14 protein-coding genes are annotated in these 12,964 nt (G+C 69.2%); 8 read left to right on the forward strand and 6 right to left on the reverse strand.

Features of this window, described 5'->3' with window-relative positions; translation table 11 throughout:
* Nucleotides 1–2: 2 nt before the first annotated feature.
* The 3 genes from WS64_RS24130 to WS64_RS24140 all read right to left on the reverse strand — a co-directional run bounded on the left by WS64_RS24130 (nucleotide 3) and on the right by WS64_RS24140 (nucleotide 3,122).
* Nucleotides 3–1,844 carry an Hsp70 family protein gene (locus WS64_RS24130; protein WP_059640351.1) on the reverse strand — a complete coding sequence of 614 codons (1,842 nt, stop codon included), beginning with the start codon at nucleotides 1,842–1,844 and terminating at the stop codon, nucleotides 3–5.
* The gene (locus WS64_RS24135; protein ID WP_060967931.1) at nucleotides 1,841–2,431 is read right to left on the reverse strand and encodes a DUF2760 domain-containing protein; all 591 of its coding nucleotides are present in this window, start codon (nucleotides 2,429–2,431) and stop codon (nucleotides 1,841–1,843) included. The genes WS64_RS24130 and WS64_RS24135 overlap by 4 nt, the downstream gene beginning before the upstream one ends.
* A 250-nt stretch (nucleotides 2,432–2,681) precedes the next feature.
* A complete protein-coding gene (locus WS64_RS24140; protein WP_060967932.1) occupies nucleotides 2,682–3,122 on the reverse strand; it encodes an Rrf2 family transcriptional regulator in 441 nt (146 codons plus the stop codon).
* Nucleotides 3,123–3,263: 141 nt separating this feature from the next.
* Here WS64_RS24140 and WS64_RS24145 point away from each other — a divergent pair, with 141 nt between their 5' ends.
* The 5 genes from WS64_RS24145 to WS64_RS24165 all read left to right on the forward strand — a co-directional run bounded on the left by WS64_RS24145 (nucleotide 3,264) and on the right by WS64_RS24165 (nucleotide 8,334).
* A complete protein-coding gene (locus tag WS64_RS24145) occupies nucleotides 3,264–4,178 on the forward strand; it encodes an NAD(P)/FAD-dependent oxidoreductase (RefSeq protein ID WP_060967933.1) in 915 nt (304 codons plus the stop codon).
* A 108-nt stretch (nucleotides 4,179–4,286) separates the two neighbouring features.
* Nucleotides 4,287–5,246, forward strand: coding sequence for a LysR substrate-binding domain-containing protein (locus WS64_RS24150; RefSeq protein ID WP_060967934.1), 960 nt, complete (start codon nucleotides 4,287–4,289; stop codon nucleotides 5,244–5,246).
* 129 nt (nucleotides 5,247–5,375) lie between these two features.
* Complete coding sequence (locus WS64_RS24155; protein ID WP_060967935.1) at nucleotides 5,376–6,506, forward strand: DSD1 family PLP-dependent enzyme; 1,131 nt, start codon at nucleotides 5,376–5,378, stop codon at nucleotides 6,504–6,506.
* A 109-nt stretch (nucleotides 6,507–6,615) separates the two neighbouring features.
* Nucleotides 6,616–7,587 (forward strand): ornithine cyclodeaminase family protein, encoded by a 972-nt coding sequence (locus WS64_RS24160; protein WP_060967936.1) that lies wholly within the window; start codon nucleotides 6,616–6,618, stop codon nucleotides 7,585–7,587.
* Between the two features lie 24 nt (nucleotides 7,588–7,611).
* Nucleotides 7,612–8,334 carry an HAD family hydrolase gene (locus tag WS64_RS24165; RefSeq protein WP_060967937.1) on the forward strand — a complete coding sequence of 241 codons (723 nt, stop codon included), beginning with the start codon at nucleotides 7,612–7,614 and terminating at the stop codon, nucleotides 8,332–8,334.
* A 60-nt stretch (nucleotides 8,335–8,394) separates the two neighbouring features.
* On the opposite strand, the gene WS64_RS24170 is transcribed toward WS64_RS24165, so the two are convergent.
* A complete protein-coding gene (locus WS64_RS24170) occupies nucleotides 8,395–9,012 on the reverse strand; it encodes a glutathione S-transferase family protein (protein WP_059580010.1) in 618 nt (205 codons plus the stop codon).
* A gap of 93 nt (nucleotides 9,013–9,105) precedes the next feature.
* Complete coding sequence (locus WS64_RS24175; protein WP_060967938.1) at nucleotides 9,106–9,474, reverse strand: YciI family protein; 369 nt, start codon at nucleotides 9,472–9,474, stop codon at nucleotides 9,106–9,108.
* Between the two features lie 81 nt (nucleotides 9,475–9,555).
* On the opposite strand from WS64_RS24175, the gene WS64_RS24180 reads away from it, so the two are divergent.
* Nucleotides 9,556–10,023 (forward strand): MarR family winged helix-turn-helix transcriptional regulator, encoded by a 468-nt coding sequence (locus WS64_RS24180; RefSeq protein WP_059640363.1) that lies wholly within the window; start codon nucleotides 9,556–9,558, stop codon nucleotides 10,021–10,023.
* Between the two features lie 146 nt (nucleotides 10,024–10,169).
* Entirely contained in the window at nucleotides 10,170–10,931 is a 762-nt protein-coding gene (locus tag WS64_RS24185) for an isocitrate lyase/PEP mutase family protein (protein ID WP_059640365.1), read from the forward strand.
* A 152-nt stretch (nucleotides 10,932–11,083) separates the two neighbouring features.
* Here the strand turns inward: WS64_RS24185 and WS64_RS24190 are convergent, their stop codons facing one another.
* Nucleotides 11,084–11,983 (reverse strand): LysR family transcriptional regulator, encoded by a 900-nt coding sequence (locus WS64_RS24190; protein ID WP_060967939.1) that lies wholly within the window; start codon nucleotides 11,981–11,983, stop codon nucleotides 11,084–11,086.
* Nucleotides 11,984–12,084: 101 nt separating this feature from the next.
* Between WS64_RS24190 and WS64_RS24195 the strand changes: the two genes are divergently transcribed.
* Nucleotides 12,085–12,963: an aldo/keto reductase family oxidoreductase gene (locus WS64_RS24195; protein WP_060967940.1), complete on the forward strand. Its 879-nt coding sequence runs from the start codon at nucleotides 12,085–12,087 to the stop codon at nucleotides 12,961–12,963.
* Nucleotide 12,964 lies beyond the last annotated feature (1 nt).

Genomic DNA, 12,964 nt, shown 5'->3' on the forward strand with positions numbered 1-12,964 from the left:
GCTCAGGCGGCGCCGCGCACGTCGAACTCGACCTTCCAGCGCTCGTTCGTGCCGCTCGGAATCGCCTCGAGTTCGAGCGTGCCGGCTTCGGTCACGCGCGCATGCAGCTTCACCGGCACGACTTCGCCGACGGTGCGCCCTTCGGCCGGCAGCGTCGCCTGGATTTCCTCCAGCTCCTGCAGCTCTTCCGGCGACCAGTAGTCGAGCAGCGTGCCGACCTGGTCCTGGCGCCGCACCGACGAGCCGAAGAAGCGGAACTGCACCGGTTCGCCGACGACGAGCCCGAACTCCTGCGGCGGCAGCGCCGCGTCCGAACCTTCCTCCATCCCGAACGGCGCGACGCACAGCGCCTGCACCGGCGGCTCCAGCCCCGGCACCGCGGGCATCGCCGATTCGATCGCGACGTAGTACGCGCGCGCCGTGCCGCCGCGAATGCGCACGCCGCGGCCGCGCTTCACGTAGCCGTAGTACGCCGCGCCACGCGCGACCGCGAGATCGAGATCCGCGCCTTCGAGCAGGCGCGCGGGCGGCGCGCCTTCGGCGGCGAGCCAGCCGTTGAGCGTGTCGAGCACGCGCTGCGTGAGCAGCGTCGACTTGAACACGCCGCCGTTGAACAGCACGGCGGTCGGATGCAGGAACGTCGCGCCCTGCGGCAGCGTGCGCTGCACGCCTTCGAGCGTGTCGAGCGCCGCGACCTGGCGGCCGAGGAACGCCGCGAGATGGCGCGTGATGCCGGCGTCCTGCGCATACGGCAGGCCGAGCTGCGTCAGGCCGACGCGCGCGCGGCTCACCGGGCGCGCGGCCGCATCGACCTGCGGGAAGAAGCCTTCGAGGATCGTCTGCGTCAGTTCCGCGCGCGTCAGTTCGGTGCGGATCGAGCCGCCGATCAGCTTCGAGCCGCGGCTCGGCACGACGAGCGGCACCGCGTCGGCGCTCGGGTCGGACAGCAGCGTTTCCTTGGCCGAGCGGCACGCGTAGGTCAGCGCGCGCAGTTGCCACGGATCGGGCTGCGTGCCCTGCTGCGCGAGCTTGCGCGCCACCACGTGCGCGAGCGCGAGGTCCATGTTGTCGCCGCCGAGCAGGATGTGCTCGCCCACGGCCACGCGATGCAGTTCGAGATTGCCGTCGCGCTCGACCACCGCGATCAGCGACAGGTCGGTCGTGCCGCCGCCGACGTCCACGCACAGGATCAGGTCGCCGACCTGCACCTGCTTGCGCCAGCCGCCTTCGCTCTTCTGGATCCAGCTGTACAGCGCCGCCTGCGGTTCCTCGAGCAGCGTCATCCGCGAGTAGCCGGCGGCGCGTGCGGCTTCCGCCGTGAGCTCGCGCGCGGCCGGATCGAACGACGCGGGGATCGTCACCGTCACGTCCTGGTCGGCGAACGGTGCGTCGGGATGCGCGTGGTCCCACGCTTCGCGCAGGTGCGTCAGATAGCGGATCGAGCTTTCCAGCGGCGACACGCGCGTCACTTCCGGCGGCGCATCGCTCGGCAGGATCGCCGCGCGGCGATCGACGCCCGGGTGGCACAGCCAGCTCTTCGCGCTCGACACGAGGCGGATCGGCGTGCCGGCGCCGCGCGTGCGCGCCATCTCGCCGACCGCAAAGGTGCGCGAGGCCGTCCACGGCAGCGTCAGGTCGCCCTGCGTCAGCTCGCTTTCATGCGGCAAGTAGAGAAACGACGGCAGCAGGTCGCGCGATTCCAGCGCGCCGGGCGCGGTGAGTTGCGCGATCGGCAGCACCTGCTGCGTGATCTTCTCGCCGTCGCTCGTGCTGCTGTCGACGTACGACAGCGCGCAATGGGTCGTCCCGAGGTCGATACCGATCGAATAGCGCGGATCGCTCACAGTTCCACCTCCGCCGGTGCGATGACCGATGCGTCGTGGCTGCCCGTCAGCTTCGGCAGCCGCACGTCTGCGACACGCCAGCCGCGATGGCTGACCGTGCCCGTGAACGGCGCGGAACCGACCACGTTGCCGGTCACGCGCACGGCCGTCGCGTCGAAGCCGGCCGGCAGCGTCACGCGGCTGCCTTCGGCTTCGTCGCGCACGGGCACGATCGTGAAGTGCTCGCGCAGCGCGGCGCGGCAGCCGTCGTGCACGAGGCGCGCGGCCGCGCCGATGTCGGCGTCCGCGTAGCCGGCGATGTCTTCCTCGACGAAATCGATGAAGCGCGCATCGCGCTGCAGCAGGCCGAGCAGCTGCAGCGCGGCCTGCGGGCTCGCTTCGCGCAGCTCGGGCGCCGGCGCCTTCACGGGCGCGGGGGCGACGGGCGCGGCAGCCGGTGCCGGCGTCGGAGCGGGCGCGACCGGCGCCGCGGCGCCATCGCGCACGCGCAGCACGTCGGCGGCGAACTCGCGATTGCCGAGCACGGAGAAGAACGTGCCGACGGCCAGCGACAGCCGGCCGAAGAAGGACAGGTTGGATTCGGGCATGGGGTCTGGACTCCTGTGGGCTCGCAGCGTGGCGAGCGATCTTGCCTGGGCGCCGGGCGGCCGCGTGCGGCATGCGCACTGCCGCCGCCCGGCGCGTGATTCGAACGCGCCCTCGCGGGTGCGGAAAACCCGTATTTTGCCCTGTGGCGGGCGAACCGGGCAGAAGTTGGGGGACAGAACATGACGGCGCGACGGTTTCGATCGCACCGGAGCGCACGTCACGCGTGTACGGCGGACGTGCTGCGCCGCGTCAGCGCGGCTTGCGCGGCCGCGCCGCCTTCGCGTCGAAATCACGCGACAGCATGCCGAGCGTGACTTCGCCGAAGCGCGCGAGCAGCGAGGCTTCGGCCTCCTTCAGCGTCGCCGACAGATGCGCGTTGACGGCCTGTTCGACCAGACATTCGGGCGCGTCGTCGGACACGAGATCGGAAAACAGCGGCGGCTCGCCCACAGCGCGATAGACGTCGAGCAGCGTGATGTCGTCGAGCGCGACGCTGAGCGCCCAGCCGCCGCCGTGCCCCTTCTCCGACTGCACGTACCCGCGATCGCGCAACCCGCCGAGCAGGCGCCGCACGACGACCGGGTTCGTGCACAGCATCGTCGCGATCGTCTCCGACGTCAGCGGGCCGTCGGCCTGGTCCATGTGGATCAGCGCATGCAGCATGCGCGACAAACGGCTGTCGGTTCTCACGGGTAGAACTCCCCTCTCTCTCGAAACTTCTGAAGTTGCATGAATGATACCACCGCCCTATCATGCAACTTCTCGTGTTTCATGAGTTACCGTCAGCGGAGCACATCCGTCATTCACGCAGTTTCAGAAAGGAGCGGACGCATGCATTCTCATCATGAAGTGATCGTGATCGGCGGCAGCTTTGCCGGGTTGTCGGCCGCGATGCAACTGGCGCGGGCGCGCCGCCGCGTGCTCGTGATCGACGCCGGCCGGCCGCGCAACCGCTTTGCCGAACACGCGCACGGCTTCCTCGGGCACGACGGCAAGCCGCCGGCGCAAATCGTCGCCGATGCGCGCGCGCAGCTCGACGCGTATCCGACGGTGCGGCGCATCGACGGCACGGTTCGCACGGCCGAGCGCGACGCGGACGGGCGCTTTCACGTGGCGCTGGCTGACGGCGGCCGCGCGAGCGCCGACCGGCTGATTCTCGCCACCGGCATCCGCGACGAACTGCCCGCGCTGCCGGGGCTCGCCGAACGCTGGGGCATCAGCGTGCTGCATTGTCCGTACTGCCATGGATATGAAGTAAGCGGCCAGCGGCTCGGCGTGCTCGCCACGCATCCGCTGTCGGTCCATCAGGCGATCCTGATTCCGGACTGGGGCCCGACGACGTGGTTCACGCAGGGCGTGGTCGAAGCGAACGACGAAGAAGCCGCGTTGCTCGCCGCGCGCGGGGTGCGGATCGAACGCTCGCCGGTCGCAGAGATCCTCGGCGATGCGCCGCGTATCGACGCGCTGCGGCTCGCCGACGGCCAGGTCGTGCCGATCGACGCGTTGTTCATCGGCGCGCGCACCGACATGGCGAGCGACCTCGCGCAGCAGCTCGGCTGCGCGTTCGACGAAGGGCCGCTCGGCCCCGTCGTTCGCGTCGATGCGTCGAAGCAGACGAGCGTCGCCGGCGTATTCGCGGCGGGCGATGCGTCGACGTCGATGAGCAACGCAACCTTCGCATCGGCATCGGGCGTGATGGCCGGAGTGGCCGCGCACCGGTCGCTGATCTGGGGGCTGCACGCGTAGGCGGGCAGGCGCCGGGCGTCACGATCGATCGGACGATTCAATGTATCGGCGAATGCGGCAGGCGGGCGCCGGCCACCCCGATGGCGGCGGCACCGAATGTGCGGTTTAATGCCGGATACCCTCTGCATTAAGAGCCATGAAATGCTCGACCTCGACGACCTTCGACTCGTCCGCGCGATCGGCACGTCCCGATCCCTGGCCGCTGCCGCCCGGCTGCTCGATCTCACGCCGCCCGCGGTCACGATTCGCCTGCAGCGGATGGAAGCGCGCCTGAACGCGCGGCTCGCCGTGCGGCAACCGAAAGGCATCGCGCTGACCGACGAAGGGCAGCGGCTGTACCAGGAAGCCGTGGGCATTCTCGAGCGCGTGGAGGCGCTGCCGGTCAGCATCGCGGGCGATCACGGCGACGTGCAGGGCACGCTGCGCGTCGTCGCCCCGCTCGGCTTCGGCCGCAAATATGTCGCACGAATCGTGCGCGACGTGCAGCGCGCACATCCGAAACTTGAGATCTCGCTCCATCTGTCGGAAAGCCCGCTGACCAGCGCAGCGGGGGCCGACGTGGTCGTCCATGTCGGCAGTCTCAAGTCGTCTTCGTGGATCGGCTATCCGCTCGCGCCCAACGAGCGCTTCCTCTGTGCGAGCCCCGCGTACGCGCGTCGCATCAAGGATCTGAAGCATCCGTCCGACCTGGCGCGATACGACTGCCTGTGCCTGCGCGAGAACGACGAGGACATCCCGCGCTGGCGCTTCTCGCCTGTTGGCGGCGCCAAGGGCGATTCGCGGCGGTCCACCGTCATCCGCGTCACCGGCGCGCTGTCGTCCAACGACGGCACCGTCATCACCGAATGGGCGCTGGCCGGGCTCGGCATCGTCGAGCGCTCCGAGTGGGACGTCGCACCGCTGCTCGCGAACGGCAAGCTCGTCCGGTTGCTGCCCCGCTGGCGCCTGCCGCCCGCGCCGGTGACGGCGCTCCTGCCATCGCGTACCGGCCGCTCCGCGCGGCAGCGGGTGTTTCTCGACGCCGCGCGGCAGTTTCTCGATCCGCCGCCCTGGCGCGGCAAGGCCTGAGTTCCGGTGCGATCCAGGGGGACTTCGTTGATTAAATTCTGCTTAATGGCAGATTAGCCGTGCATTAAACACGGCGCTGCTCCCCTCCTCTACAGTGTCCGTATCGGCAACTTCGCAAACGGACGCATCGTGCCCCTTCACACCCTCAACACCCCGGCCGCATTGATCGATATCGGCCGCATGCACCGCAACATCGCACGCATGCAGGCGCATCTGGACGCGCTCGGCGTGCGGTTCCGGCCGCACGTCAAGACCACCAAATGCCGGCAAGTCGTCGACGCGCAGATCGCGGCGGGCGCGCAGGGCATCACGGTGTCCACGCTCAAGGAAGCCGAGCAATTCTTCGCCGACGGCATCGTCGATATCGTCTATGCGGTCGGCATGGTGCCCGCCAAGCTCGGCCAGGCGCTGGCGCTGCGCCGGCAGGGCTGCGACCTGAAGATCGTCGCCGACAGCCTGCCGGCCGCGCACGCGATCGCCGCGTTCGGGCGCGAGCACGGCGAACGTTTCGACGTGTGGATCGAGGTCGACGTCGACGGGCACCGCTCCGGCATCCCGCCCGATGCCGACCTGCTGATCGACGTCGGCCGCGCGCTGACCGACGGCGGCATGCTGCTCGGCGGCGTGCTCGCGCACGCAGGCTCCAGCTACGAATACGACACGCCCGAAGCGCTGGTCGCGATCGCCGAACAGGAGCGCAGCCGCACCGTGCGCGCCGCCGAGCGCCTGCGGGCCGCGGGCTTGCCGTGCCCGGTCGTCAGCATCGGATCGACGCCCACCGCGCTGGCGGCGCAACGGCTGGACGGCGTGACCGAAGTGCGCGCCGGCGTGTACGTGATGTTCGACCTCGTGATGCACAACATCGGCGTGTGCACACTGTCCGACATCGCGCTGTCGGTGCTGACCACCGTCGTCGGCCATCAGGAAGAGAAAGGCTGGGCGATCGTCGACGCGGGCTGGATGGCGATGAGCCGCGACCGCGGCACGCAGCGCCAGGCGCGCGATTTCGGCTACGGGCAGGTCTGCACCGAAGACGGCGAGGTGCTCGGCGGCTACCTGATGAGCGCCGCCAATCAGGAACACGGGATCGTGTCGCGAACGGGCGCGCCGGATACGGACATCGCGCAGCGGTTTCCGATCGGCACGCGGCTGCGCATTCTCCCGAATCATGCGTGCGCCACCGGCGCGCAGCATCCCGAATACCAGGCCATCGGCGGCGACGGCGCCGCGCAGACGTGGCCGCGGTTCTACGGGTGGTGAGCGTCGTCCGGCATCCATGCCGTGCCGTCCATGCATTGACTATTTGTCCATATCTGGACAAACTTTAAACACTCTTGATTCGTCTCGTGCCGAACAGGCGCCCCCGACCATGCCGACCGACGCCCGCCTTCTTCTCCTCGACCGTGATGCCGTCGAGCCCGCCCTGCAGGTCGAGCAAGTGATGGCGGCCGTCCGCGAAGCGTTCGTGCTGCACAGTCAACGGGCGGGACGCGTGTTCCCGGTCGTGCGCGAGAAGCTCCATACCGGCGGCGTGTTCGGCATCAAGTCGGGCGACGTCGCCGGTCAGGACTTGCTCGGCTTCAAGGCGGCCGGGTTCTGGCCGGGCAACCGTGCGCTGGGCGGCGAGCCGCATCAGGCCACCGTCGCGCTGTTCGATCCGGCGACGGGACGCCCGCTGTGCATCATGGACGGCAACGCGATCACCACCGCGCGCACCGGGGCCGCCGGCGGCCTCGGGTTGCAACTGCTCGCGCGCCGCGACAGCACGCGGCTCTGCGTGTTCGGCACGGGCGTGCAGGCGCGCGTGCAGCTCGACTACGCGCTCAGGCTGCTGCCGCGGCGATGCACGGTGCAGTACGTGACCGTCGGCGGCGAGCCGGACCCGGCGTTCGAAGCGCACTTCGTCGATCGATGCACGATCGGCGTGGCGCGCGACCGCAACGACGCGGTGGCCGATAGCGACGTGGTGATCACGGCCACGCCGGGCGGCGGCGCGTTGTTCGACGCGGATGCCGTGCAGCCCGGCACCCACCTGACCTGCGTGGGCACCGATACCGCGGGCAAGCGCGAACTTCCGGCGGGCGTGCTGGAACGCGCGCGCATCGTCGTGGACGATCACGAGCAGGCACGCGGCATCGGCGAGTGCCAGTGGGCGCCGGATTTGCCGCGCACGGAAATCGGTGACATCCTCGCGGGTACGACATCGATCGATCGTGCCGCGCACGAGATCACCGTCTTCGACATGACAGGGCTCGCGCTTCAGGATCTGACCGTCGCGCGCTTCCTGTATCGGCACGCCCTCGACCACGGCACCGGCACTGCCGTTCCGTGGCCCTGGTAAAACGACTTCCCGCTTTCAACCGCCATGCGTCTCGCCAAAGTCTCCGCCCTCTCGTTCGACCTCGACGACACCCTGTGGCCGTTCGGGCCGTCCGTCGTACGGGCCGAGGCGGCGCTTCGCGCATGGTTGATCGACCACGCGCCGAACACCGAGCGCGTGCTGCCCACGCAACAGGCACTCGGTGCGCTACGTGACGAATACGAACGTTTGTGCCCGGAGCTTGCCGGCGACTTTCGCGCGATGCGAATCGGGTCGATCCGGCTGGCGCTGGAACGCGCGAACGAAGATGTCTCGCTGACCGATCGTGCGTACGACGTGTTCTATGCGGCGCGCAACCGCGTCGAATTCTACGAAGACGCGCTGCCGGCGCTCGCGTGGCTGAGCGAGCGCTTTCCGTTGATCGCGGTCACCAACGGCAACGCGGATCTCCGGCTGACCGGCGGCGGCGAATTCTTTCGCACGACGCTCAGTGCGCGTGAGTTCGGCTTCGCGAAGCCGGAACCCGAGATCTTCCATGCGGCGGCGGATGCGCTCGACGTACGGCCGGGCGAATTGCTGCATGTCGGCGACGATTTTCACCTCGATATTGTTGGTGCGCTGAATGCGGGGCTGCAGGCGGCGTGGGTCGTACGCGAGCCGCGGGCGCAAGGAGAACAGGCTTCACGGCACGCGGTGACGCCGCATCTTACGTTGCGAGATCTGGCGACGCTGTGTCACGCGCTGGGTGGGCCCGATACGGTTTCGTGATCGCAGGCGGGCGCGGCGGGTCATGCCGATGCGGCACACGACCCGGCACCCGTTTCACTTTCACGCCGCCTTCCTCGCCTCCGCGATCCGCTGCGGCGCCTTCGGCCGCGCATACAGCCGTTCCAGATACGCGCGCAATTGCGGGAACGGCTCGATCAGGTGGCATTCGCTCGCCCAGTCGATCAGATAGGCCGTCACGCAATCGGCCACCGTCAGCGTATCGCCGACGATGAACGCGCGCCCTTCGAGATGCGTGTCGAGTATCGCGGCCATCGTCGTGAAATCCTCGCGCGCGAGTTCGATATCGGCCGGCGAGCGCTTCTCCGGCGGATAGAGGAACGTATGCCGCGTGATCCGCCACAGCGGCTGCTCGAGCTCCGTCACCGCGAACATGATCCACCGATAGGCCTGCGCCCGCAGCGCCGGATCGACGGGCAACAGCGCCTTCTCCGGATACTTGTCCGCGAGATACAGCACGATCGCGGCCGATTCGGGAATCACGAGGTCGCCGTCCACCAGCACGGGCACCTTGCCGGCCGGATTGAGGCGCAGGAATTCGGGCCGCTTGTGCTCGCCCTCGAGCAGGTTGACCGACACGAATTCGAAGTCCGCATCCAGTTCCTTCAGCCCCCACAGCGCGCGTTGCGAGCGGGTGCCGGCAAATCCGTAAAGCTTCATCGCGAGTCTCCATCCAGAACGTCGTGAAAATGTCCGCATCCGGGCCGCGCGCATCGAACCAGGCGACACGCAGCGCCCCGCGTCACGCGTCGCTCATGCGCCGGGAATCGCCAGCACCGGCATCACGTCGACCGACACGCCCGGGAACAGCGTGAAATGCGGATGACCTTCGAACAACGCGGCGGCCGCGTCGGGCGACGCCGCGCGCACGACGGTAAAGCCGGTCAACGCGTTGGCCGTGTCGCGGATGCCGCCTGCATCGATGGCCTTGGTCTTGCCGAGCGGCCCGCCGAGCTCGACGATCGCGTCGCGATGCCGCTCGACCCACGCATGCCATGCGGCGATGCCGTCGCGCTCGCGCGTGCGCCGTTCTTCATCCGGCAGCGCGAGCCATGCCTTCATCGCCGGGCTATCCTGGGTCCCGAGAAATACGGCGAGATACAACTGTTGTTGCGCACTCATGCCTTCCCCTCCGATGACGGACACGGCGGGTTGCCGCGCCTCGACCTTGACAAGATAGGTTGATATCAACACAATTGCAACATGGCACGAAAAGAAAAGCTTCCCTTCGAGACGACGCTGATGGTGCGCGATTGCTGCCTGTGCCTGCACATGCAGCGCGCGGCGCGCAATCTGGCGCGCATCTTCGACGATGTGCTGCGCCCGCTCGACCTTACCAACGGCCAGTTTTCGCTGCTGATGTCGTTGAACCGGCCGCAACCGGCCCCGATGAAATCGGTCGCGTCGCTGCTCGCGATGGACCGCACCACGCTCACCGCGGCGCTCAAGCCGCTCGAGCGGCGCGGCCTCGTCACGATCGTGCAGGATCCGGACGATCGGCGCAGCCGCCTGCTCGAACTGACGCCGGCCGGGCACGACCTGCTGGCCGAAGCGTTCCCGCTGTGGCGGCAGACGCATGCCGAGATCGAGCGGCCGTTCGCGCCCGGCGAAGTCGACCAGCTGCGCGGCCAGTTGCGCACGCTGTCGATCGATCCGGGTTCGCGCGGCTGAGCCGGCGCGCCGATCGCCGCGCGGCGCTCATGCCTACTTCCTGCCACGCGCTGTCAGCAGACATTGCCGGCCCGCGTCGCACCGCCCGATTCGGTGGCAATATCGCTCGGCACGACAACCGATCCGGTATTCACAAGGAGACGAGCATGGGCAACAACGAGAAAGGCGCGGCTTTCCGGTCGCTTCACCGCGCGGGTCAGCCGCTGGTGCTGTTCAACGTGTGGGACGCCGGCAGTGCGCGCACGGCGGCCGATGCCGGCGCCGTCGCGCTGGCCACCGGCAGTTGGTCGGTCGCGGCAGCCAACGGCTTCGTCGACGGCGAGCAGATGCCGCGCGCGCTGATGATGGACGTGCTGGAGCGGATCACGCGCGCGACGGCGCTACCCGTCACCGTCGACCTCGAAAGCGGCTACGGCGAGCGGCCGGAGGATGTCGCCGAAACGATCGCGCTCAGCATCCGGGCCGGCGCGATCGGCTGCAATCTCGAAGACAGTTTTCCGGCGACGGGCGAACTGCGCGACGCCGACGAAGCGGCGGCCCGTCTCGCGGCGGCCCGGCAGGCGGCCGATCGCGCGGGCGCCGACTACTTCATCAACGCGCGCACCGACGTGTTCTTCAAGGCGTCAGCCGATACGCATGACGAACGATTGCTCGACGCGACGCTGGCACGTGCGCGCGCTTATGCGGCGGCCGGCGCCGACGGCCTGTTCGTGCCAGGCCTGCGCGCGCCGGCGCTCATTCGCGCGCTGACAGCCGCGTCGCCGCTGCCGGTGAACGTGATGCGCGTGTCGGAAACGCCGACGCTCGCGGAGCTCGCCGATTACGGCGTGGCGCGCATCAGCCACGGGCCGTATCCGTATCTGCAGGCGATGAAGACGCTGGCGGCGCTGGTCAGGCAAGGCGGCTGACGGATCCGCGGGGGCGGCGCGGCACGCCCGCTCCCGCGCTTCGGCCGTCGCGCCGCTTGCTGCAGCGCGTGCATCGCGCATCGGCCGGCCATATGAGCGGCGATGGCACGCGGCCCGCTGGGCGCGCCCCCCCCGGGGGCGCGGTCGAACGCTCAGGATGCCTTGATGAAATCGATGAACGCGCGTAGCGCCGGCGGCACGAGACGCCGCCCCGGATAATACAGAAAGGGCCCCGAAAACGGCCGCCACCACGGATCGAGCACGGGTTCGAGCGCGCCGCTGTCGAGATGCGGACGCAGCCAGTCTTCGAACAGATGCACGATGCCCGTCCCGGCGATCGCCGCGTCGACCAGCAGCTCCGTCGCCCCGCCGATCTGGACCAGCAGCGGCCCGGCGGCCGGCTCGACCCGCACGACCTCGCCGTCGCGCTCGAACTCCCACGGCGGCATCGCGCCGCTCGCGAAGCGCCCGCGCAGGCACCGATGGGCGAGCAGGTCGCGCGGATGCCGCGGCCGGCCGTGCCGGTCGAGATAGCCGGGCGCCGCCGCGGTCGCGAACCGCTGGATGCGCGGGCCGATCGGCACCGCGATCATGTCCTGTTCGAGCCGTTCGTCGTAGCGGATGCCCGCGTCGCATCCGGCCGCGAGCACGTCGACGAAATTTTCGTCGGCAGTCACTTCCAGCCGGATGTCCGGATACGCATCGAGAAAGCGCGGTACGATCGCCGGCAACACGAGCCGCGACGCGCTGACCGGCACGTTGAGTTTCAGCGTGCCGGCCGGTCGGCCGCGGAATTCATCGATACCGTCGAGCGCCGCCGCCACTTCGGTCAGGGCGGGCCCGAGCCGCGCGAGCAGGCGCTCGCCGGCTTCGGTGGGCACGACGCTGCGCGTCGTACGGTGCAGCAGCCGTACGCCGAGCCGCGCTTCCAGCCGGCGCACGGCCTCGCTCAGCCCCGACGCGCTGAGGCCCGTCATGCGTGCGGCGTCGCGGAATCCGCTCGCGCGTGCGACGGTCATGAATGCGTTCAGATCGCCCAGATCGGTTTGCATTGTTCGCCTTTTCGTACAACCCGTGCGAATTATGCCCGCTTATCGCGCAGCCGACTCGTCCTTATGCTGAACGCATTCATCTCTTCGACAGGAGTAAGGTCATGCCCGATATTCGCCACATCGCCACCTTCAGGCTCGGCGATCGCCCCGTCAGACGAATCGGCTACGGCGCGATGCAGCTTGCAGGCCCCGGTGTATTCGGCCCGCCGAAAGATCGCGAAGCCGCATTGAACGTGTTGCGCGAAGCCGTCGAATCCGGCGTCGACCATCTCGACACCAGCGACTTCTACGGCCCGCACGTGACGAACCGGCTGATTCGCGACGCGCTGCATCCGTATCGCGACGATCTCGTGATCGTCACCAAGATCGGCGCACGCCGCGGCGACGACGCGTCGTGGCTGCCCGCCTTCGCGCCCGACGAACTCGAACGGGCCGTGCACGACAACCTGCGCAACCTCGGGCTCGACGTGCTCGACGTCGTGAACCTGCGCATCATGTTCGACACGCACGGGCCGGCCGAAGGATCCATCGAGGCGCCGCTGGCCACGCTCGCCGAGCTGCAGCGGCGCGGGCTCGTGCGGCACATCGGCCTGAGCAACGTCACGCCCGCGCAGGTCGCCCAAGGCCGCCGGATCTGCGACATCGTGTGCGTGCAGAACCACTACAACATCGCGCACCGGGGCGACGATGCGCTGATCGACGCGCTCGCCCGCGACGGCATCGCCTACGTGCCGTACTTCCCGCTCGGCGGCTTCTCGCCGCTGCAGTCGTCGACGCTGTCCGGCGTGGCCGCGCGCATCGGCGCGACGCCGATGCAGGTCGCGCTTGCATGGCTGCTGCGCCGCGCGCCGAATCTCCTGCTGATTCCGGGCACGTCGTCGGTCGCGCACCTGCGCGAGAATCTCGCGGCAGCCGACGTCGATCTGCCGGCCGACACGCTCGCGGAACTCGACCGCATCGCGGGCGCCGACGCCGCGTGAC

The organism is Burkholderia anthina (assembly GCF_001547525.1).
GTDB classification, from domain to species: domain Bacteria; phylum Pseudomonadota; class Gammaproteobacteria; order Burkholderiales; family Burkholderiaceae; genus Burkholderia; species Burkholderia semiarida.